Origin of the sequence: Ekhidna sp., assembly GCF_965227465.1 — a bacterium.
Classification (GTDB): Bacteria; Bacteroidota; Bacteroidia; order Cytophagales; family Cyclobacteriaceae; genus Ekhidna.
The window spans coordinates 451,951-475,000 of the sequence record NZ_OZ245746.1; the positions used below are offsets into that span (position 1 = coordinate 451,951).

17 protein-coding genes and 1 tRNA gene (1 of these 18 cut by a window edge) are annotated in these 23,050 nt (G+C 38.6%); 14 read left to right on the forward strand and 4 right to left on the reverse strand.

Features of this window, described 5'->3' with window-relative positions; all coding sequences use genetic code 11:
• Positions 1–82 precede the first annotated feature (82 nt).
• The 12 genes from lepA (at position 83) to ACO05G_RS02115 (ending at position 17,109) form a co-directional block, all read left to right on the forward strand.
• A complete protein-coding gene (gene lepA / locus ACO05G_RS02060) occupies positions 83–1,870 on the forward strand; it encodes a translation elongation factor 4 (RefSeq protein ID WP_348282728.1) in 1,788 nt (595 codons plus the stop codon).
• A 1-nt stretch (position 1,871) separates the two neighbouring features.
• Positions 1,872–2,747 (forward strand): bifunctional 5,10-methylenetetrahydrofolate dehydrogenase/5,10-methenyltetrahydrofolate cyclohydrolase, encoded by an 876-nt coding sequence (locus tag ACO05G_RS02065; RefSeq protein WP_421764468.1) that lies wholly within the window; start codon positions 1,872–1,874, stop codon positions 2,745–2,747.
• Positions 2,731–3,348 (forward strand): 7-carboxy-7-deazaguanine synthase QueE, encoded by a 618-nt coding sequence (locus tag ACO05G_RS02070; protein ID WP_421764469.1) that lies wholly within the window; start codon positions 2,731–2,733, stop codon positions 3,346–3,348. Before ACO05G_RS02065 ends, ACO05G_RS02070 begins: the two co-directional genes overlap by 17 nt.
• Positions 3,303–5,252 carry an OmpA family protein gene (locus ACO05G_RS02075; RefSeq protein WP_421764470.1) on the forward strand — a complete coding sequence of 650 codons (1,950 nt, stop codon included), beginning with the start codon at positions 3,303–3,305 and terminating at the stop codon, positions 5,250–5,252. Before ACO05G_RS02070 ends, ACO05G_RS02075 begins: the two co-directional genes overlap by 46 nt.
• 245 nt (positions 5,253–5,497) lie before the next feature.
• Entirely contained in the window at positions 5,498–8,515 is a 3,018-nt protein-coding gene (locus tag ACO05G_RS02080; RefSeq protein WP_348282732.1) for a TonB-dependent receptor, read from the forward strand.
• 11 nt (positions 8,516–8,526) lie between these two features.
• On the forward strand, positions 8,527–9,921 hold the full coding sequence (locus ACO05G_RS02085; protein WP_348282733.1) for a RagB/SusD family nutrient uptake outer membrane protein: 1,395 nt from the start codon (positions 8,527–8,529) through the stop codon (positions 9,919–9,921).
• 12 nt (positions 9,922–9,933) lie between these two features.
• Positions 9,934–10,809, forward strand: a complete 876-nt coding sequence (locus ACO05G_RS02090; RefSeq protein WP_421764471.1) for a hypothetical protein — start codon at positions 9,934–9,936, stop codon at positions 10,807–10,809.
• 61 nt (positions 10,810–10,870) lie between these two features.
• A complete protein-coding gene (locus ACO05G_RS02095; protein ID WP_421764472.1) occupies positions 10,871–12,457 on the forward strand; it encodes an aryl-sulfate sulfotransferase in 1,587 nt (528 codons plus the stop codon).
• Positions 12,458–12,464: 7 nt separating this feature from the next.
• Positions 12,465–13,154, forward strand: a complete 690-nt coding sequence (locus ACO05G_RS02100; protein ID WP_421764473.1) for a hypothetical protein — start codon at positions 12,465–12,467, stop codon at positions 13,152–13,154.
• A 33-nt stretch (positions 13,155–13,187) separates the two neighbouring features.
• A complete protein-coding gene (locus tag ACO05G_RS02105) occupies positions 13,188–15,740 on the forward strand; it encodes a T9SS type A sorting domain-containing protein (RefSeq protein WP_421764474.1) in 2,553 nt (850 codons plus the stop codon).
• Positions 15,741–15,823: 83 nt separating this feature from the next.
• Complete coding sequence (locus tag ACO05G_RS02110) at positions 15,824–16,243, forward strand: 6-carboxytetrahydropterin synthase (RefSeq protein WP_348283931.1); 420 nt, start codon at positions 15,824–15,826, stop codon at positions 16,241–16,243.
• Positions 16,240–17,109 (forward strand): hypothetical protein, encoded by an 870-nt coding sequence (locus tag ACO05G_RS02115; RefSeq protein ID WP_421764475.1) that lies wholly within the window; start codon positions 16,240–16,242, stop codon positions 17,107–17,109. Before ACO05G_RS02110 ends, ACO05G_RS02115 begins: the two co-directional genes overlap by 4 nt.
• Here ACO05G_RS02115 and clpX read toward each other — a convergent pair.
• The 4 genes from clpX to ACO05G_RS02135 all read right to left on the reverse strand — a co-directional run bounded on the left by clpX (position 17,106) and on the right by ACO05G_RS02135 (position 20,580).
• Positions 17,106–18,335 carry an ATP-dependent Clp protease ATP-binding subunit ClpX gene (clpX, locus tag ACO05G_RS02120; RefSeq protein WP_348283929.1) on the reverse strand — a complete coding sequence of 410 codons (1,230 nt, stop codon included), beginning with the start codon at positions 18,333–18,335 and terminating at the stop codon, positions 17,106–17,108. The two genes, ACO05G_RS02115 and clpX, sit on opposite strands and share 4 nt — an antisense overlap.
• 4 nt (positions 18,336–18,339) lie before the next feature.
• Positions 18,340–19,008, reverse strand: a complete 669-nt coding sequence (locus ACO05G_RS02125) for an ATP-dependent Clp protease proteolytic subunit (RefSeq protein WP_348283928.1) — start codon at positions 19,006–19,008, stop codon at positions 18,340–18,342.
• Positions 19,009–19,098: 90 nt separating this feature from the next.
• A complete protein-coding gene (locus tag ACO05G_RS02130) occupies positions 19,099–20,415 on the reverse strand; it encodes a trigger factor (RefSeq protein ID WP_421764476.1) in 1,317 nt (438 codons plus the stop codon).
• 83 nt (positions 20,416–20,498) lie between these two features.
• Positions 20,499–20,580, reverse strand: a tRNA-Leu gene (locus ACO05G_RS02135).
• Positions 20,581–20,676: 96 nt separating this feature from the next.
• On the opposite strand from ACO05G_RS02135, the gene ACO05G_RS02140 reads away from it, so the two are divergent.
• Positions 20,677–22,878: a bifunctional (p)ppGpp synthetase/guanosine-3',5'-bis(diphosphate) 3'-pyrophosphohydrolase gene (locus ACO05G_RS02140; protein WP_348283926.1), complete on the forward strand. Its 2,202-nt coding sequence runs from the start codon at positions 20,677–20,679 to the stop codon at positions 22,876–22,878.
• A 27-nt stretch (positions 22,879–22,905) separates the two neighbouring features.
• Positions 22,906–23,050 carry the 5' end (the start) of a Fur family transcriptional regulator gene (locus tag ACO05G_RS02145; protein ID WP_421764477.1) on the forward strand. Its footprint extends 320 nt past the window's final position, so only the first 145 of its 465 coding nucleotides appear in the window; the start codon lies at positions 22,906–22,908; its stop codon lies beyond the right edge, outside the window.

Here is a 23,050-nt window from a genome sequence, read left to right on the forward strand (position 1 = left end):
AGCCGAATAGGGGGATGTTACCTTTGCGCCTAATTTTCAAAGGATTGAGGAGAAGGAAGTCGCAATCCGCGGACTGATACATATGAAAAATATTAGAAATTTCTGCATCATTGCTCACATCGATCATGGTAAAAGTACCTTGGCTGATCGCTTATTAGAGTTTACGCAGACGGTAAGTGATCGCGACATGCAGGCTCAGCTGTTGGATAACATGGATCTGGAAAGAGAGCGTGGAATCACTATCAAAAGCCATGCGATCCAGATGGACTATGAGCTCAATGGTCAGAAGTATGTTCTCAACCTAATCGATACTCCGGGACACGTCGATTTTTCATATGAAGTTTCCAGGTCGATCGCAGCATGTGAAGGCGCATTGTTAGTTGTAGACGCGGCGCAAGGCATTGAGGCCCAAACCATATCAAACTTGTATCTGGCACTCGAACATGATCTTGAGATTATTCCCGTGTTGAATAAAATTGATCTTCCGGGCGCAATGCCGGATGAAGTATCAGATCAGATTATCGATTTAATTGGATGCGAGAAAGAATCCATTATTCACGCAAGTGCAAAAGAAGGAATAGGAATTACGGATATTCTGGAAGCGATTGTCAATATCGTTCCTGCTCCCGAGGGAGATCCGGAAGAGCCACTGCAGGCGATGATTTTTGATTCAGTGTTCAATCCATATCGAGGGATCGAAGTATTTTTTCGTGTATTTAACGGTACATTGAATAAAGGAGATAAGGTGAAGTTTGTCAATACTGGCAAGACCTATGAAGCAGATGAAATTGGAGTTCTGAGGTTAGAGCATGAGCCGAAGAAATCTATTTCAGCCGGTAATGTTGGCTACCTTATTTCAGGAATCAAAGTAGCAAAAGAGGTTAAGGTAGGAGATACAATCACCCATGTCGACAAACCAACGCAAAGACAGGTAAAGGGATTTGAGGATGTTAAACCGATGGTTTTTGCTGGAATTTATCCGGTAGAAACAAGCGAGTTTGAAGAGCTTAGAGCTTCGATGGAAAAGCTACAGTTAAATGACGCTTCGTTGATTTGGGAACCCGAAACCTCTGCCGCGCTCGGGTTTGGATTTAGGTGTGGTTTCCTAGGGATGCTTCACATGGAAATTGTCCAGGAAAGACTGGAGCGGGAGTTTGATATGACGGTAATTACCACCGTCCCCTCCGTTCGATTCCACGCGATTGAAAATGATGGAAATATCCTAAAAGTAAGTGCGCCTTCTGAGTTACCTGAATCGAATGTTATCAGCCACATTGAAGAACCGTTCATTCGTGCACAAATCATATCAAAAGCAGAATTCATAGGGCCTATTATTGCGCTATGCATGGATAAGAGGGGTGAGATTAAGAATCAGGTTTACTTGACGTCCAATCGAGTAGAGTTGACTTTCGAAATTCCTTTGGCAGAGATTGTTTTCGACTTTTTTGACAAACTAAAAACGATTTCCAGAGGGTATGCTTCGCTGGATTATGAATTGATAGGTTACCGGAAATCCGACATGGTAAAATTGGATATCATGCTAAATGGGGATAAAGTAGATGCCCTTTCTGCAATTGTCCACAGGGACAAGGCATATGAGTGGGGTAAAAGACTTTGTGAAAAGCTTAAAGAGCTAATTCCAAGGCAAATGTTTGAGATTGCAGTTCAAGCAGCAATCGGGACAAAAATTATTGCTAGAGAATCTGTAAAAGCCATGCGTAAAAACGTTTTAGCAAAATGCTATGGTGGAGATATTTCCAGAAAAAGAAAATTGCTTGAAAAACAGAAAAAAGGTAAAAAGCGAATGCGACAAGTTGGAAATGTAGAAATTCCTCAGGAAGCATTCATGGCCGTACTTAAACTTGATTAAAATGTCATCTCCAGTAATCATCGACGGAAGAAAAACCTCCAAGGACATAAAAAATGAGATCACTCAAAAGGTAGATCAATTAAAAGCTGATGGAAAAAGGGTTCCGCATCTGGCGATAATAATCGTTGGTGATGATGGAGCCAGCCATACATATGTAAACGGAAAGATCAATGCATGCAAGGCAGTAGGATTTGATTTTACGCTGATGCATTTTGCAACTACAATTTCTGAAGAAAAACTAATTAAGCACATTCAGCAACTCAATGAAGATGATGATATTGATGGCTTTATTGTGCAAATCCCTCTGCCGGATCACATTTCCGTTGAGCATATAACCGAAAGAATTGCCCCTCGAAAAGATGTTGATGGATTTACTAACCAAAATTTCGGTAGTATTATGTCACATCATCAACTTTTATTACCAGCTACACCTTTTGGAGTCATGGAGCTGATTAATAGGTACAACATTCCAACTGAAGGAAAACATTGTGTAATCGTCGGTGCTTCGCGGATTGCAGGAGCTCCACTTAGCTTAATGATGTTACAGGATGGGGGAGCAACAGTTACCGTATGTCACAAGCTCACTAAAGACCTTAAAAGCCATACAAAAGAGGCGGATATTTTAATTGTCGCTGTAGGTAAGCCTGGATTAATTACCAAAGACATGGTGAAAGAGGGAGCAGTTGTAGTAGACGTGGGAACTACCCGCGTGGAGGATAGCACCAAGAAGTCCGGGTTTAGATTATCAGGGGATGTGGTTTATGATGAAGTTGCACCGATTTCAAGTTTCATCACTCCAGTTCCAGGCGGAGTTGGCCCGATGACAATCGCTTCATTGCTTTTAAATACACTGAAAGCTTATGAGCTCAATTACTGATCCGGAATTTTTACCGGTGATGGAGTCTTTCTACACTATACAGGGAGAAGGCTCCTTCTCAGGCACTCCAGCTTACTTTATTAGACTTGGAGGCTGTGATGTTGGGTGTGTTTGGTGCGACGTTAAAGAATCCTGGGATGCTTCTCAATTTGAATGGGTCAATGTCAAAGAGATTGCACAAGAAGCGAAAGATTCAGGTGCAAACCTTGTGGTTGTAACTGGAGGGGAACCGCTAATGTATGACCTTGCTGAATTAACAACTTCGTTGAAGGCATTGGGCCTGCAAACCAACATTGAAACTTCAGGTGCGTACCCTCTGTCCGGCAAATGGGATTGGATTTGCTTTTCGCCAAAGAAGTTTAAAGAGCCTTTGAATGAATTCTACAGCGAATCTCAGGAACTGAAGGTAATTGGCTACAATAAGAGTGATTTTAAATGGGCAGAAGGACATGCAGAGAAAATGAATCCTGAAGCTCAACTATTTCTTCAGCCGGAGTGGTCAAAAGAAAAAGAAATGACACCTTTGATCGTTGATTTTGTGAAGCAAAACCCAAAATGGAAGATTTCACTCCAGACACACAAATACATGGACGTCCCTTAATGAGGATTGCGTTTACACTTACCTTATTATCTATTGCTCCTTTTGTATTCTCACAATCTCTTTCTACCGAAAGCAGAAAAGCACAGAAGCTTTACGAAAAAGCTGATAAAAAATACAAGGAACGAGATTTTTACACAGCTATAGATTATTTGGAAGAAGCAGCTCTCGAAGATCCCACCTTTTTTGAGGCATATATCCGTATGGGCAGCTTATATAAGGCGATAGGACTTGAAGACTCTGTTTATTCAAAGTTCCGCTCGTATATAGAATCTGCTCCGGATCCAATTGCTTCTGTTTTGGAGCGAATGGCTTTTCTGTCTTTTGATAGAGGAGAATACCTTCAATCACAAAAATACCTCGACCTGTTTATCAAGAAAGTGCCTGAGCGGGCAAGCAGCTACGAAATTGGCTTACTCCAAAAAAGCTTAAGATTCGCAGAAAATCAATTAGCAACCTCTTCAGACTTAATAAAAGTCGAAGAATTACCGCTTAATGTAAATCGTTTCAAGTTACAATACTTACCATCACTAACAATTGATAATGCATCGATCTTCTACACGAAAAGAGATCGTGTAAATGGTGACGAAGATATCGTTGTTAGTGACTTTAGAGATGGAGAGTGGACGCCAGCTAAATCAGTATCCAATAGAATAAACTCTCCTTTAAATGAAGGGGCGTGTGCGGTCTCTGCTGATGGTAAAACGATGATATTTACCTCTTGTGATGGAAGAAATTCACTTGGAAGTTGTGATTTATACATTTCAAAGAGAGTCGGTGATTTGTGGTCATATCCCAAAAATCTTGGAAAGCCTGTCAATACCATGTATTGGGAGTCACAGCCATCTTTATCAGCAGATGGTAAAACACTTTACTTTTCATCCAATAGAAGAGGAGGTTTTGGAGGTCGGGATATTTGGGTGACAAAAAATGAAGGAGGTAGCTGGACCAAGCCAGAAAATCTGGGACAACCAATCAATACCCGCCAAGATGAGACAACTCCTTTTATTCACCCGAATGGAAGCTCACTGTATTTTTCTGCAAATGGATTCCCGGGCATGGGAGGCTATGATTTATATTATTCAGAAAAATTAGATACCGTCTGGTCATCACCCAAAAACCTGGGCTATCCCATTAATACATTTAAGGACGAAGTTTCAATCGTAATAACAGGCGATGGCTCACAGGCCTACTTTGCTAAGGAAGAACAAAAGAATTATGAAATACTAGATAGTAAAATCGTAACAATCAAACTTAAGGAGAGACTTAAGGTCAAGTCGGCATCTTATATAATAGGTACAATTACCGATGAAAAGACAAGTCAACCACTTTCTGCAGACATTCAGGTCGTTAACTTGGAAACAAATGAAATTATATATGAAAACAAATCTGATTCCTTAAAAGGAAATTACTTCATGGTTTTACCTGTAGGATTAGATTTAGCTGGCTATGTAAAAAAAAGAGGATATATCTACTCTGACTTTCATTTTTCCACGGAATCCAATGTTGCTGTGGAGCCAGACACCATTAATATTAGTCTCCAAAGAGTTGAATTTGGGCAAGTTTTGGTATTGAAGAATATATATTTTGAAACAAATTCATTTGAATTAAGTCAAAAATCTGATTCAGAGCTGCAAAATGCTTTTCAGCTGCTAAAGGAAAATCCTGCCATCAGCGTTGAGATAGCAGGTCATACTGATAATACGGGAGCTGCCGCATTTAACGAGGAACTATCTGAAAATAGGGCCAGGCAAGTCTACATCCAATTAGTCAATAGAGGTATAAAAAAGGAAAGATTAAGCTTTAAAGGATACTCAGATTTCCAACCAATAGAGCCCAATGATACCCCAGAAGGCCGTAAATCCAACCGCAGGATAGAATTCCGTGTCCTACGTGGGAAGCGCTAAAAGTGTTGCGTAAAAGACAAATTTTAACATTTTATTATTCAAAATTTTGTTAAACCATTACTTTAAGATGAAGTGAAAAATTTGGTTAAAATCATTAATGCCAATTTTTTGATCATTTTTCAGTATTTGAAAGAAAAAACTGCTTTCTATTAACATTAGCAAAGGATTTTATTTTGTTAAATATTCTTAAAATGGCATATCTTGCGGGTTTCAAATAATTAATGTTTAACGATTAACTAGTTAGTATGAAGAGGATTTTACTACTAAGTTTTGCGTTCTTAACTGTTGTTGCATTCAGTGCAATGGCGCAAAGGACGGTTTCTGGTAAGGTCACCGATGATACAGGTGAATCTCTACCAGGAGTGAATGTTGTGATTAAAGGCACAACAACTGGTGTTACTACTGATTTAGATGGAAATTACCGTCTTTCAGTAGATGATGGCGCTACTTTGATTTTTTCTTATGTTGGTTTTGAAACACAAGAAATTCAGGTAGGGGCTAGAACAACAATCGATGTTACACTAGGTGGAGCTACTGAGCTTCAAGAGGTTGTTGTAACAGGATACCAAAACCAGCTTAAAAGAGAGGTTACGGGTTCAATTGCATCAGTTAAGGCTGAGGAAATTGAAAACCTTCCAATGCAATCTTTTGATAGAGCTATTCAGGGTCGAGCAGCGGGTACGCAAATTGCGGCAGCTTCTGGTCAGCCTGGAGGAAATCTAAATATTAGAATTAGAGGTATTGGTTCAATTAACTCAGGAAATGATCCATTGATCATTATTGATGGGGTACAAGTTGCGTCTGCTGGAGGATCTACTCAAGCAAACTCAAACCCACTTGCATCAATTAACCCGAATGATATCGAATCAATTGATATTCTTAAGGACGCATCTGCTGCTGCAATCTACGGAGCGCAAGCTGCAAATGGTGTAATTGTTGTAACTACCAAGTCTGGTGGTTCTGGAGGTACTTCCAACATCAACATTTCCGTTCAGGAAGGTATTGTACAGCCTATTAATCTGTACGATGTACTTAACGGTAATCAGTATGCAACAATTAGAGCAGAGCAGGAAATCAACAGTGGTTTAGATCCAGCAAGAGCTGGTGGAGCTTATGAGCTTTTCGGAAACCCGGATGATCCATCTACAATCGAAAATCAAGATTGGGTTGATTTAATGTTCCAGGATGCACGATTCAGAACAGTAGATTTCTCTATGAATGGAGGAGATGATAAAACAAGCTTCTTCTTTGGTGGATCTTACAACTACCAGGAAGCTCAAATCATCAAATCTGATTTCGAGAGATATACTGGACGTTTGAACTTAACTCACAGACCTACTGATAAATTAACAGTAAATGCGAAACTGAGTGTAGCTCATATTAAGCAGTTTGGAACAATAGCGAATGGTAACTTCGTAAATGGTCCTTTCGTAGCAACATTTGCTTCCATCCCTACTTCACTAGCAGTCGATGACGAAGGTGAGTACAATCCATATCCTACAAACGGTCTTAGTCACCTTTTTGGATATAACATTTTCCAGGGGGTTAATGAAGAAGTTAGATTAGGTAGAACACTTCAAACTGTTTCTAGTGCATCTGCTACTTACCAGATTATTCCTGAGTTATCTATTTCAGGTTTGATTGGTGTTGACATGTCCATGAACAAAGACATCAACGAGAGACCTCAAACAATTCCGGTATTTGCAGCTTCTGGTGGTTCTGTATTCCACAGAAACAGAAGATCGATCAACTGGAACGGAAACGTAAACATGAACTTCAACAAGACATTTAACGATGTTCATACCATTAAGGCGCTTGTTGGATATGAGTATAAAAGAGAAAGAAGAGAAGCTTCTGATTTGACTGCTAACACTTTCCCGGATGCATTTTTCAGAGTTCCTGCTGATGGTCAGCCATTTAGAGTAGGCGGTTTTGATGTGGAGTATAAGAGACTGGGTATCTTCGGTAAGGCAGATTACTCTTACGATGATAAATACCTTGCGAGTGCGACAGTTAGAAGAGACGGTCACTCAAGATTCGGAACAAATACGAAGTATGGTACTTTCTATGCGGGATCATTAGGATGGAGAGTTTCTGAAGAGTCATTCCTTTCTTCTGTTAGCATCATAGATGACTTGAAGCTTAGAGCGAGTTACGGTATCTTAGGTAACGCTGAAATCGGTGATTATCAATCTCAAACGCAGTTTGGTGCTTCTTCAGGTCAGTACGCTGGCGCTTCCCCTTTAACCATTACTCAAATCGGAAACGACTTGATCACATGGGAGGAAGAAGAGTCTTTCAACGTGGGAATCGACTTCTCTGTATTAAGCAATAGAATTTACGGTAACGTGGATGTTTGGAGAACAAACAACAATGATCTACTATTCAACGTGCCATTTACTGGATATGGCGGTATCAATAATAACAGCGTAACTTCTAACGTAGGTTCTGTGAGAAATCAGGGAATCGACTTGGAACTAGGTGGTATAATAATGGATTCTGATGGTTTCCGTTGGGATACCAGGTTCAACATGTCTTGGTTAGAAAACGAAGTAACTGAATTGGTTGATGGAGATACTATCGGTGGTAACATTCCAACTCTTATAGTTGGTCAGCCAGTAGATTTCTTCTACCTGTTAGACTATGCGGGTGTTAACCCGGCAAATGGTCGTGCAATGGTAAGAGGAGCTGATGGAACACTTACGTATAACCCTGGATTTGCTGACGGTTCTGTGAGAGGTTCTGCGATACCTTCAAGCTTTGGTGGATGGACAAACACGTTCTCCTACAAAGGTCTGACATTAGACGTATTCTTCCAGTTCCAGTTAGGTTCTGAAGCGTTCAACGGTGACCTTTACAACTTACTAGGTACAGGTGGTAACGATAACAGAAGAACTGATATCCTTAACAGATGGCAACAGCCGGGCGATATGACTAATATCCCTATGCTTACCAACAATGGTACCATCGAAGGTATTGATCAGCAATTCGGATTTATTGGTACTACGCAATACATGTCTGATGCATCATACATAAGACTGAAGACGATAACACTTTCGTATAACTTACCTCAATCCCTATTGAATAATATTGGGATGAAAAGTGTGAATGTGTTTGTACAAGGTGTGAACCTTGCAACTTGGTCAAACTTTGACGGAATTGATCCTGAAGTTGTTACGAATAACAACACTACAGGAGCGTCTTCATTTGGTGCTTATCCACTTGGACGACAGTTTTCAGCTGGTTTAAGTATTGGACTATAAAATAGAATTTTATGAAAAGAATAATATATATCCTATTAGCAGGGTCCTTACTAACGAATTGTACGGATCTTGAAACAGTCAACCCTAGAGCCCTTCCACAAGAGCAAGTTCTAGGAAGTGTTGATGGTTATAACGCTTTCTTGACAGCTGCTTATGAGTCTGTAAATGACTTTGGTTACTATGGTCAAACAATGATGATAGGACCAGAAATTTTAGCTGACAACATGAACCTGGTGCAATTGACCGGAAGATACGAATTAGAGTATGTGAATGCAGTAAACTCTGGTATCGGTATCTGGTTCGGTAGATACAACGCGATTAATGAGTGTAACGTAATCATTGGTTCGGTCTATGACGAAACCGTAGAAGGAACTACTGAAGAGAAAGATGCACTTTATGCTCAGGCACTTTTCCTTCGGGCTTTATTCTACCATGACCTTGCGAGAGTGTATGGTTATGAGCCTGGTCAGGAAGTGAATGGATTCAATCTTTCAGTGATCTTAAAGACAAACCCTACGTTTGGTCTTTCTGACATTGAAGATGTTCCAAGAGCTACAAATACAGAGGTATACACGCAAATTAAGGCAGACCTAATGGAAGCAATTCCAATGCTGCCTACAGCAACTCCTGGATCTAGCGAAGCAATTTTTGCTAATGCTGATGCAGCGAGATTACTTCTTGCCAGAGTGTATTTATATGAAGGTAACATGACTGAGGCGGCTAATTTTGCACAGCAAGTCATCACTGGTGATGGGTCTGATTTGGTTCAGCCTGCTGATTATGATGCTTCTTGGGATGATGCAACTAATGCATATCACCCTGAGTCATTATTTGAGTCAGAATTACGTTCTCCGGATTGGAGTACGGTTGACGGGCCAAATGCTAGCCTTCATTCGCTATTGATGAATGATGGTGGTGGTTCTCAGTTTATCATCGCTGCGAGTGATGAGCTATTAACTGTTATCAATAATGAGCCTACTGATGTTAGAGCTGGTTTATTTAACACTGAGACGCTTGGTGAAGAATTTACCAAGTGGAGAGCAACTGGTTCAGGTCTTCCTTTCCAGGAAAACATTCCGATCTTAAGATTATCAGAAGCTTATCTTATTGCTGCTGAAGCATTAGGTGCAGGAGCTGGTGACGCGATATTCAATGCTTTCCGAGCAGCAAGAGGACTTCCTGCTTCGACTGCAACTGTGAATAACGTACTTCGTGAGAGAAGAATTGAATTCATGGCAGAAGGTCACAGATGGTTTGATCTGAAAAGACTTGGAAGAGACGTAACTAAGCCTGCTGCTTCGGGTGCGCCAACACTTCCATATACAGACTTTAAGATTTTGCCTAGAATCCCTCAGTCAGAAATAGAAATTACTGAGAATCTGGTGAACAACCCAGGTTATAACTAAGAGATGAATACTATGAAAAATATATTTAAGTCGATAATGATTTTAGCACTTGTCCCGGTTATGACAGGGTGCTTTGATGAAGCTGGATCTGAAATTGCCTTTCCAGGTGATGTATCCCAGGTTGAACTGAATGCAGCAAGTGCTGCCTCAGGAGATTTCACCTATTTAAGGGAGAACATAGGTGCTGAGCTTGATGCAGGTTTTGTGGTAACGCTTACTAGCACTGCTAATACAGGTGGTGTAGAGGTTACTTTCGAACTTGATGCAAGTTCTACAGCAACCGAAGGTGATCAGTTTAACTTGAATGGAACTACTGTGACTATCCCAGCGGGAGAGTTTACTGCTCCATTACCAATTACGGTTAACCCTGATAATATCGAGGCAGGAGAGAGATGGACAATTGTTGTGAATTTGACTGGAGCTACGGGTGCTGAACTCAGCCCTAACTTCAGCACTGCAACTCATACGGTTCAAATCTCATGTCCTCCAAATATTGGAATCGGAAATTATGTAACTGCAACTGCAGGAATTCCTGATCCTGATGGATGTGCAACTGGATTTGCATACTCAGGAGAGGCTGTTACAGTAACCTATGACGCTGGAACAGAGACTTACACGGTATCAGATGCTGATATTGGATACTTCTCTGGAGATTATACTGCAGCTGCTGATTTTGTTAACATCTGTGATAGATTAACAATTAGTCCAAATTCAGGTGCACCTTATGGGATTGGTTTCACTGGAAGTGGAATCTTTATTCCAGGAGGAGGAGCTAACGGAACAGGTCAAATTGTTTTCCAATGCTATTATGATGCAACGTATGCTGGAGCTGGTGCTACAGAAACTGTTGCTTATGATGCTGCGGCTGACGTAAACTTTGACTATTAATATTAATTAGTTTAAAAAAACCGCTCTACAAAATAGAGCGGTTTTTTTGTTTAATATGATCATGAGAAAACTAGGAGTTTTTATTTGCCTGATAAGCAGTTTGCTTAGTTATGGCCAAGATTTGACTGTGGGAGCAGTTGAGCTTAATGAAGGAGCCTATGATGGACTAACTCTTTTTTCACCAGCTGGAAATACGACAACATATCTCATCAACAATTGTGGACAAGTTATGAATACTTGGGAAAGCGCCTACTCACCAGGGGCTTCCGTATATCTACTAAATGATGGATCAATCATACGAGCAGGTTCCAAGGAAGGTGCTCGACTTGGTGAACCCGGTGTAGGAGGTATTTTTGAAAGAATAAATTGGCAGGGAGATGTGGTTTGGACGTGGGAGTATTCCAATGATACAGCTAACGCACACCACGATTTTCATGTAATGCCGAATGGAAATTTGTTGTTCATTGCATGGGAGTTAAAAACACTGGAAGAGGCAGTAGAGCAAGGTAGAGATCCTTCAACACTTGCAGATGATGAGTTATGGCCCGACCATATCGTGGAAATTGAACCACTACCAAATAATGATGCCAAAATTGTTTGGTTATGGAATTCCTGGGATCATTTGATTCAGGATTTCGATGATACGAAACCTAATTACGGAGTTGTAGCTGACAATCCGGAAAAGATAGATATCAATTACCGCTTGACAGACGGCCCGGATTGGCTTCATTTTAACTCAATTCACTACAGCGAAATGAATGATTACATTATTCTAAGTACACCTTTCTTCAATGAAATTTGGATAATTGATCACAATACAACAACAGCAGAAGCAAAGGGAGAAAAAGGAGATATACTGTTCAGATGGGGAAATCCCAGAGCATATCAGCGGGGTGATACAGTAGATCAAAAGATGTTCTTTCAACATACAGCTGAGTGGATAGATGATGACTTAGATTATGGCGGTAACATCATTGTATTTAATAATGGAAGAGGAAGAATGCCAGAAGAATTTTCGTCAGTTGATATTATTAATCCATTTGACACGGACGGAAATTTTTACCTTAATAATGGTGTTTTTGGACCTCAAGATCTTGTCACAAGTTATCAGCGTCCAAATCCAACAGATATTTTCGCATCATTTATCTCTGGAGCTCAAATTTTGAGCAATGGAAACCTTTTAATAGATGATGGACCAAAGGGTACTTTTTGGGAGGTTGACTTTGATGATAATGTACATTGGAAGTATGTAAATCCAGTTTCAACTGCTACTGGAATTGTCTCACAAGGAGAAGTAGCAACAGGAAATCTGGTTTTTAGAGCTAAAAAATACGCATCAGACCATCCTGCTTTTTCTAACCTTACCAGTCAAACCAGCTATATAGAACTTAATCCAATTCCTTTAGAAAGCTGTGAACCACTGTCTGTAGCCGAACAAAAACCGGTTATTTCAATTTATCCTAACCCCGTTGAGAACTTTTTGTCTGTAAATGGTTCTTATACTAACATAAGATTGGTAGATATAACTGGATCGGAATTTGATGTAAAGTACATTGATAATAAAAATCAAATTGATTTAACCGCTTTGGAAAGCGGTTTATATCATCTGATTATTGATAAAGAAATATTTAAAATAATTAAAAAGTAAATAAGTAATGAGACTAAAGAGTTTAATAACGACTATTTGCATTGGTGTTTTTTTCAATCTGAATGCACAAATATCTAATGTGAATGATGCTACAGGAAACCCAATCCGTGTTGGTAGTTATGACAAAATAGAAGGCTCACCATACATAAATGATGGAAACTGGAGCGACGGAATTATTATCACTCAAACAGATAAATTTCTCACCAATGTTAAAATCCGTTACAATGCATTTGAGGATGAGCTTCAGTATTTGAACAAAGGAGAGCCATTTTACTATGCAAATCAAGATTTGAAATCATTCGAATTTTCCTTAGCAGATAAGCTTGGAAACGTAGAGAGATTCTATTTTGAGAATGGATTTGAGTATCCTGGTGAGATTAATAAGAAGAACTTTGTTCGGGTCCTTTATAATGGAAAGAAGGTTAAAATATTGGAAAAAATCACTGCCGTAAAGCAAAAAATGACACCTGCTTCCTATGGTGAAAGTGATTACGATAAGTTCATCTTGATCAGTGATCAGTACGTTTGGAGAGACGGTAAACTGAGTGAATTAAAGCTGAAAAAGGGCAAAATTCTAAAAGAGTTTGCAAGCGTTAAAGATCAAGTGTCCTCTTATTTTAAAGAGAACACGCTTGATTTAGGTAATCCAAAAGATGTTAAAGATCTTTTTAGTTACATAGATGAATTACTCCAGTAAATTTTGATCATCCATGAGCTAAATTAGTTAAGTATGAGAAGGAAATATTTTTTAATGGTTTTATCATGTGTCATGACCTTATCCATATATGGTCAGGATTTCACATGTGGAACCGAGGTTTCAGAGAAGGAGGTGCAGTTCTTGGAAAAGGCGCTTCTGAAAAGCAAAATTGCTAGCAGAGCAAGAACTGCGGAGTTTACGCAGAAGTTTATTGGGATTACAGCACATGTTGTAAGGAAATCGGACGGTACCGGAGGTTTAGCAGAAGCACAATTATTGGATGCGATAGAATACCTCAATGAGACCTACGAACCAATGAAAATGGACTTTTTCCTGGTTGGAGATATTAACTACATTAATTCGGACGATTACTATGATTTTGACTCTTCGCTTGAAGATCAGATTACGGGTGTACACAACGTAGCTAATACCATTAACATCTATTTCTATAATTCACTTTCTTCGGGAGCAAGTGCACTATGCGGTTACGCATACTTTCCTTCGACAGGGAGAGATCATGTAATGATGGCGAACGGATGTACGGTGAATAGAGGCCCTACGCTACCACATGAATTAGGGCATTATTTTAATCTTTATCATACACATGGTAAAACAAATTCGGGAACAACAGACGAGTTGGTTGATGGTTCCAATTGTTCCAGCGCAGGGGATAACCTCTGTGATACTGCTGCTGATCCCAATCTAACAGGTAAAGTAGACGGAAATTGTTCTTATACAGGAGATAACAGAGATGCAAATGGTGAACTTTTTTCGCCGGATCCGCGAAATTTTATGTCTTATTCTCGCGATCAGTGCATGCAGCTTTTTTCAGCAGATCAGGCTGGTAGAATTGTGGATGCCTACGAGAGCTTTAAAACCTATTTAGTAGATAAATACTACCTGGCCGATTTCAAATCGGAGGGCAGAAGAGTATGTGAAGGTCAAAACATTCAGTTTATTGATGAATCAATAGCTGCAAGTTCACTTCTATGGGAATTTCCTGGAGGAACACCGAGTACCTCTACAGAAAAGTTTCCGACAGTCACCTATTCGACCTCTGGGATCTATAATGTATCACTTAAAATCGATACCGAAAATGGAGACACAGAGACTAAAATACTTGAGAACTATGTGACAGTTCTGGGTAGTACAGCAGGAATTGCTGAAACCGCTGGTTCATTCGAGGCAGCATCCCTGGAAGAAGAGGTACTTAATGATGATTTAGATGTGACGTTTGAAATAACAAACGCAGTTGCATCTGAAGGGACTCAATCCATTAAAATTGAATTATCAGACTATACAGCAATTGGGCAGGAAGATTTCTTGATCGTTGATAAATTGAATACTTCAGTAAACAAGCAATTCGAACTTTCATTTGACTATGCATATGCGAGATATGATGAGCAATATGCTGATGCATTAGAAGTAGTAATGAAAAATGATTGTGGAGAATGGAATACGATTTGGAGCAAATCCGGATCTGACTTAGCCACAGCCGCAGATCATACAGTGCCGTTTACACCAACAGCCGAAGAGTGGGGCACAGCAACACTAACGGTACAAATACCTGCAGACTTTGATAATACAGAGTTTGCATTTAAAACAATAAACGGCTTTGGTAATAATCTTTATTTAGATAATTATTCACTGACTCCTACAACAACCACATTTGAGATTAGCGGTGTAGAAGTAACTAATGCGTCTTGTTCGGATGAAAACGATGGGCAAATTGTAATTAGTAATACAGGATCTGGTAATTATGAATACAGTTTAGGAGGAATTGATTTTCAAACGTCTAATGCCTTTACAAGTATTGGCCCGGGATCATACATTGTGTCATTGAGAGATACAGATTCAAACGTTTCGATAAGTTCATTCGCTTCAGTAGGTCCAAACCCTATTGACTACACCACAAGTGTTTCAAACCCTGATTGCAGCGATGATGACTCAGGTTTTGTAGAATTTTTGGCAAGCGGAGGAACCGGAGCACTTGAATTGAACTTTAATAATGCAGGATTTTCGGACCAATTAGTTTTTGAGAATCTGACCGAAGGTATCTATACATTCCAGTTCATGGATGAAAATGGTTGCACCACTAATGGTAGTATCAACATCGTCTCCCAAAATGGGAGCCCTTCCATGCCCGAAATTGCTGCATTCTCTAACATCTTGTCATTCAATGTTGATAGTGATGTGCAGTCGATTCAGTGGTACCGTGATGGTACGGCTATTGAGGGCGCCACAAGATCAACACTTGTTAATCCAGGGAAAGGATCCTATACTGTAGAGGTATCCAATGAATTTTGTTCAGCCTTATCAGATCCTTTCGTGGTTTTGACCGCTGACGAGATTCGATCATCAATAGTGATAGCGCCTAATCCGGTCAATGCGCTCTTAGTTGTTGATTTGGATCAAAACCTATCTAGGGAAATCTTAGAAATGGAAATCGTAGATTTGACAGGGAAATCACATTTAAGGAATGCTTTTGAATCTAAAACCAATGTTTCAACCTTAAGAGAAGGCATCTATTTCCTTCAATTGAAAACAGTTGATGGAATGGTTGTAAAGAGATTTTTTAAAGAATAGTAGTTAATCATACATGCAAAAAAGCCCTTCTAAAAAGAAGGGCTTTTTTTATTTATGAATCTTACTCATCATATTTTTGCATCATGATTCTTGTACATCGTAAAGAGCACTTCAATGCAGCTCACAAGCTTTACAATCCAAACTGGTCTGAAGAGAAAAATAAAGAGGTTTTTGGTCCATGTGCGAATGCAAACTGGCACGGCCACAATTTTGAATTAATCACATCAGTAAAAGGTCAAATAGATCCGGAGACCGGTTTTGTAGTGGATTTGAAAAAGCTGAGTGATTTAATCAACACTGAAATAATTGATAAGGTTGATCATAAGAACATCAATCTGGATGTTCCATTCATGGTGGGAAAAATGGGCAGCTGTGAAAATCTCATTTTCGAATTTTGGAAAATATTAGCTCCCCAGATAAATAAATTAAATCAAAAAGCTTCTTTGCATAGATTAAGACTTTATGAGACCCCTCGAAATTTTGTGGACTATTACGGCGAATGAAGTATCTAATTGTATCAGAAGGAAAGATTTTCGCACAGCTTGCTAAACCACTTATACAAGAATTAGAAAGATTTGATGTGCGTGGTGAGGTAGTCCATCTTGCTTTAGATAAAAAAAAGGTAAGCAAATCTGTCAAAGATTTTCAACCTGATTTATTGATTGCTGTGGGATCTTTGAAGATGAGTTCCATACTTGAGCTTGCTAAAAAGCGAAAAATTAATTCCTGTTTTTTCTATCATTCGCTTTTCGATAAAAATCCGAGGGGAGACATACAAAAGTTTGAGAAATCCCGTATTTACAGAGATATTCCTATTAATGAAAATGGAAATGGGAGCTTGGTTTTTGACTTTGTTCGTAAAGTAGATATTGAAACTGTAGATAGAAAGAAGCCTTTAATATCAATTGTTAGTGGTAAGGTGTCAAAGTCGAGTGTGCAACTAAGTCGTAAGCTGATTAGCAAATCTGACAGTATTGAATTTCAGCTAATAAATGCATCTAATGATCTCCAAGAAGCAGTCAGGAAGTTGTCTAATGCTAATGCAGTAATTGCAACTGATCCTTTTTCCAATATGTTAGCAGTATTTTGTAATTGCCCTGCGATTAACGTTTATGAAAAATCAATATTTTCCAGCACTCCGAATGAAAAATCAATCATAAATAGGCTCATAAACAAAGAGGTCGTCAAAAGTTATCCAAAATCTAAGGATTTGCTTATTCTAAATGAGTTAGATAGAATTTTGAACGATCATCAGTATAGCGCAGGTATGATGGATGATTACCAAAATCTAAAATCTAAAATTGGTGCACAACCATTTGTTAGAAATGTGTCTCGCGAAATAGTTGATTGGCTGGAAGACCTTGATTAGGCAGCCCTTAACTTATTGAACTTAGACTTTTCAAATTTCTCAGCTGCATAGGTTCGGTCAATAACAATTTCTTTAATGTCTTTGTTTGATGGTAATTCGAACATTGCGTCCGTTACAATAGCTTCACAGATGGATCGTAACCCACGTGCACCAAGTTTAAATTCCATTGCCTTTTCTACAATATACTCTAGAGCATCTTCCTGAAGCTCTAACTTAACGTCTTCCATTTCAAAGAGCTTGGTGTACTGCTTTACAAGTGCATTTTTTGGCTCTGTAAGAATACGTTTTAACGCATCTATATTCAGAGGGTCTAAATGGGTTAAAACTGGAAGTCGGCCTATTAACTCAGGGATAAGTCCGAAACTCTTAATGTCTTGAGCTGTAATGTACTGTAGGAGATTATCCTTATCAATCGCTTCAGTTCTAAATTCATTATCGTTGGCAAAGCCTATTGGTCGAGTGTTAAGTCTATTGGCTATATGTCTTTCGATTCCGTCGAAAGCACCCCCACAGATAAATAGAATATTCTCGGTATTCACATTGATCATTTTCTGATCAGGATGCTTTCGGCCACCTTGTGGTGGTACATTGACCGTAGTTCCTTCTAATAATTTAAGTAGGGCTTGCTGAACTCCTTCGCCACTGACATCACGCGTAATCGATGGGTTATCTGATTTGCGAGCTATTTTATCAATCTCGTCAATGTAAACAATCCCACGTTCAGCTGCCTCAACATCATAATTCGCTGATTGAAGCAAGCGAGTCAAAATACTTTCGACATCTTCACCTACATAACCAGCCTCTGTAAGAACTGTAGCATCAGCTATACAAAAAGGAACCTGCAATATTTTAGCAAGGGTACGAGCCAGATAGGTTTTACCGGTACCAGTTTGACCAACCATGATGATGTTTGATTTTTCAATCACAACATCATCCTTATCAGCCGTTTGCATCAATCGTTTATAATGATTGTAAACAGCAACAGAGATGTATTTTTTAGCCTCATCTTGACCAATTACAAACTCATCAAGATGAGACTTCATGTCAGCAGGCTTGATGAGTTTGAAATTTGGGCTTTCATTGTCCGATGAAGTTTTTAACTCTTCGTTCAAAATTTGTTGAGCTTGAGAAATACACTTATCACAAATGTGAGCGTGTATACCCGAGATCATCAGATCTACATCTTTTTTATTTCTACCGCAAAAACTACAAGTAACCTGAGCCATTATTCTATTTTTTTTCTAGTACCTCATCAATAAGGCCATATTCTTTTGCTTCTGACGCCCTCATCCAGTAGTCACGGTCAGAGTCCTTTTCAATATCCTTCAGAGATTTTCCTGAATGCTTCGATAGGATGCCATAAAGGTCCTTCCTTAGTTCCTGCATTTGCTTTAGCGTGATCTCCATATCTCTTGATTGACCCTGCATTCCGCCACTTGGTTGGTGTATCATTACCCTCGCGTGTGGTAAGGCCGATCTTTTACCTGGAGCACCTCCGGATAGAAGCACCGCACCCATTGATGCTGCCATTCCTGTACAAATAGTTGCTACATCAGGATTTACGTACTGCATAGTGTCATACATACCAAGACCTGCGTATACAGATCCCCCAGGACTGTTTACATATAGTAATATGTCCTTTTTGGAGTCAACAGATTCTAGAAATAGTAACTGTGCAGTAATAATATTCGCAATATTCTCCTCTACTTGCATGCCAAGGAAGATAATACGATCCATTATTAAACGAGAAAAAACATCAATCTCGCGGAAATTTGTCGGCCTTTCTTCTATGACAGCTCTCGTCATGTTCTCAACATGTTGAACATAACTGTCTACAGTTGTTCCGCTTATATTTTGCCCTTTTACAGCAAATTTTCTGAATTCCTCAGTATTTATCATTTCAATAAGTTAAAGTATAAGGTGTAAAAATAAAAAAGTCCTGGGTACAGGACTTCTTCAAAACCTAAAATGATATTGTTTGGTTCAAAATTAAAGTTTTCTAAATTCATCTAAAGAAACAGTTTTCTCTTTAACTGTTACCTCTTCTTTGATATGATCAAGTACTTTCTGTGATTGCACTTGATTGAATACCTTCATGTAATTCTCTCCGTTTTCACCCTGAAGATAATTATTAGCAAAAGTGTCTAATTGATCATCCATCTGATTTCCAATTCCAGAACCTGCAAATTGCTTTTTGATTAACTCTTTAGCTTCAGCTATTACATCTTCATGCTCAACCTTTATTTCCTGATTCTTAACAATTTGGTTTCTGATTAGCGACCATTTTAACTCTTTCGCATAAGAATCATATTCTAATTCCATTAGTTCAGGTGTGATGTTCTCATTGGTTCTGACTAACCATTTTTTAAGAAATTCGTCAGGTAAATTGATTTTAGCAGATTCAGATAATTTCTCTCTAACCTGATGGTCAAAAAATTGTTCTGACTCACCCTTGTAGTTTTGGGAAACTATTTCTTTTACTCGATCTCTAAAACCTACTTCATCTTTGATAGTGTCTTTCCCGAAAGTCTTGTCAAATAGTTCTTGATTTACTGGAGCTAGCTTGTGGTGATTTACTGCTTTTAGTTCAAACGAAAGCTTTTTAAGTTTTTTGTAGTCCTCATCATTCAACTTTAACTGATTTTTAAGAACATTTTCATGCTTAAAACTTTTCTTTGGATCAATTTCTACCTCAGCGCCAACTTTTATTCCTACCAGTTTTTTAAGAGTGCCTTTTTCAACATCTCTCAAATCAATACTAATCTCCTGATCGATTGATTCATCTTTTGATTTCACTTGACCATAAAGTGTATCCTTATCAGAAGAAATTTCAGGATTCTCCATTTCACCAAATTGACGTTGGAGGTTTTCAATGGTTTCATCAATGACCTTGTCATCTACATTGATGAAATATTTTTCCAGTTTTACTTTTTTGTCAGCCTTCACCTCAAATGGCTCAGCAAATCCGATTTCATATTCAAATTCAAATGAGTCTTGATTTTCCCAATCAAACTCCTCATCTTTTTGGATTGGTAAAGGCTCACCTAAAAACTGTGTATCGCTTTCCTTTAGATAGCCATTGAGTTTTTCAGAAACCAATTTGTTTATTTCATCAACAATAAGAGCATTGCCATACATTTTTTTGATCATGCCAACAGGCACTTTCCCCTGGCGGAATCCTTTAATGTTAGCGGTCTTACTATACTCTTTGATTTTTTGATCTACTCCGGGTTGAAAATCAGCTCTGTTTACGCTAATTTTAATTACGCCTTGTGTTTTTTCGGTTTTGTCAAAAGTTATATCCAAAGTACTATTGTTTGATGTTTATAAAATAAAAACCCTCTTACTCGTCCCGTTTAACGGGTTTCGGAAAGAGGGTTGTTTTTCAGTGCGGATGGAGGGACTCGAACCCCCATGCCTCGCGGCGCTAGATCCTAAGTCTAGTGCGTCTACCAATTTCGCCACATCCGCAGTTTTCAATGCAAGAACTTTTTCTTGCCTCGAAAATCGGATGGCAAAAGTAGGTAATATTTTTGATTCAACAAGAGTTTAATTTTTAAAATTACTATGGTCGTAGAGGAAGATTTAGAATCAGAAAAAAAAGAGATAATAAGGCGTTATAGACGCCTGCTTAGAAAAGCTAAACCGATTCTCAAAGATGGAGATGCAAAGATCATTAAAAAAGCTTTCAATACTTCAATGGAAGCACATAGTGGAATGCGCCGAAGATCAGGAGAACCATACATATATCATCCACTTGAGGTCGCTGAAATTTGTATCGCCGAAATTGGTTTAGGTACTACATCAATTGTTGCGGCGCTCTTACATGATGTAGTAGAGGATACGGATTACGAGTTAGAAGATATTGAAAGACTTTTTGGTAAGAAAGTAGCAGTAATCATTGATGGATTGACCAAAATTTCTGGAGTTTTTGATCAGGGGAGTTCCCAGCAGGCAGAAAATTTCAGGAAAATGCTACTTACACTATCTGATGATGTAAGAGTAATCCTAATTAAGCTGGCTGATCGACTTCATAACATGCGAACATTAGAAAGCATGCCAAGAAATAAGCAGTTGAAGATTGCCAATGAGACTATATACTTATATGCCCCTTTAGCCCATCGATTAGGATTATATGCTTTCAAGTCTGAGTTAGAAGATTTATATCTCAAATACAGTGAACCTGAAGTGTATGATGAAATCGCAGGTAAAATCAACGAGACCAAAGATTCTAGAAATAAATTCATAAGAAATTTCATAAGACCGATAAAAGACAAGCTTAATGCCTTGAATATAGAGTATGAGATTAAGGGAAGACCTAAGTCAATACACTCTATTTGGAATAAGATGAAAAAACAAAGTGTTCCATTTGAAGAGGTATATGACTTATTTGCCGTCAGAATAATATTGAATGTCCCTTACAGAGAAGAAAAAGCTTTTTGTTGGCAAGTCTATTCATTAGTAACTGATTATTATCAACCAAATCCTGACAGGTTAAGAGATTGGATCAGTATCCCAAAAGCGAATGGATACGAATCGCTTCATACTACAGTAATGAGCGATACAGGTAAATGGGTTGAAGTTCAGGTACGAACAACTCGAATGGATGAAATAGCAGAAAAGGGGTATGCCGCACACTGGAAGTATAAGGATGGGAAAACAACCGATGAAACCGGTCTTGAAATGTGGATTACAAAAGTCCGAGAAATTCTAGAACAGAATGATGGTACAGCAATAGAATTTGTCGATGACTTTAGATCCAACTTGTATAGTGATGAGGTTTTTGTCTTTACCCCTAAAGGGGATTTAAGAACCTTACCACAAGGTGCAACAGCTTTAGATTTTGCCTTTGATATACATACAGAAATAGGCGAACATTGTTTGGGAGCAAAAGTGAATCAGAAACTAGTCCCTTTAAACTTTGAATTAAAGAATGGAGATCAAGTAGAAATACTGACATCAAATAAGCAAAAACCTAATGAAAGCTGGTTGCAATATGTTGTTAGTTCAAAGGCCAAGTCTAAGATTAAAGATGCCTTAAAAGAAGAACGTAAAGTTTTTATTGATGAAGGGAGAGAAATTGTAAAAAGAAAACTTAAACAGCTAAAGATTGATTATAGGCAAACAGTACTGGAAGATATCGCTCATTATTTTAATGTGAAAAGTGCATCTGATATGCTTTACCTCGTAGGTACTGGCAAAATTGATCATTCACTTATTAAGTCTTTTGCCAAATCAGATAAAGTTGACAAGCTCAAGCCCAATGTAAGAGAGGCAAAAGATGTTCAGGAAAAACTAAGTAGAGTAAGGAAAACCGATAGCGATCTTTTGTTGCTCGGAGAAGACCTTGATATCATTGACTATAAGTTTGCCAAATGTTGTAATCCAATTGCAGGAGATGATGTTTTTGGATTTGTTACCGTAAGCGATGGAATTAAAATACACAGGACGACATGCCCAAATGCTGCCGAGTTATTATCCAATTACGGATACCGCATAATAAAAGCAAAGTGGGCATCATCTAGAAAGCATTCTTTTGAAGCGACACTATCTATAATAGGTACAGATAGAATGGGGCTAGTAAGTGACGTTTCTAATATAATATCTGAGGAGCTAAAAGTAAATATGAGATCATTGTCAATAAACACGGAAGGAGGGATTTTTGAAGGCATAATCAGGTTGTATGTAGAGGATACTTCACACCTGGATAAACTATCTCACAAGCTGGAAAAAGTCAATGGTGTAGTTAAGGTAAGCCGTACCAATTGATCATTTGCTATAAAGTATATTTGCATCATGCAAGGACAGAGTATATTGGAAGAGGTCAAAAAAATTTTTCAAGCTCATTTGGAAAATAAGAACCTTAGGAAGACCCCTGAACGATTCGCTATTTTGGAGGAAATATACCTTCGGGAAGGACATTTTGATGTTGAGTCTCTAT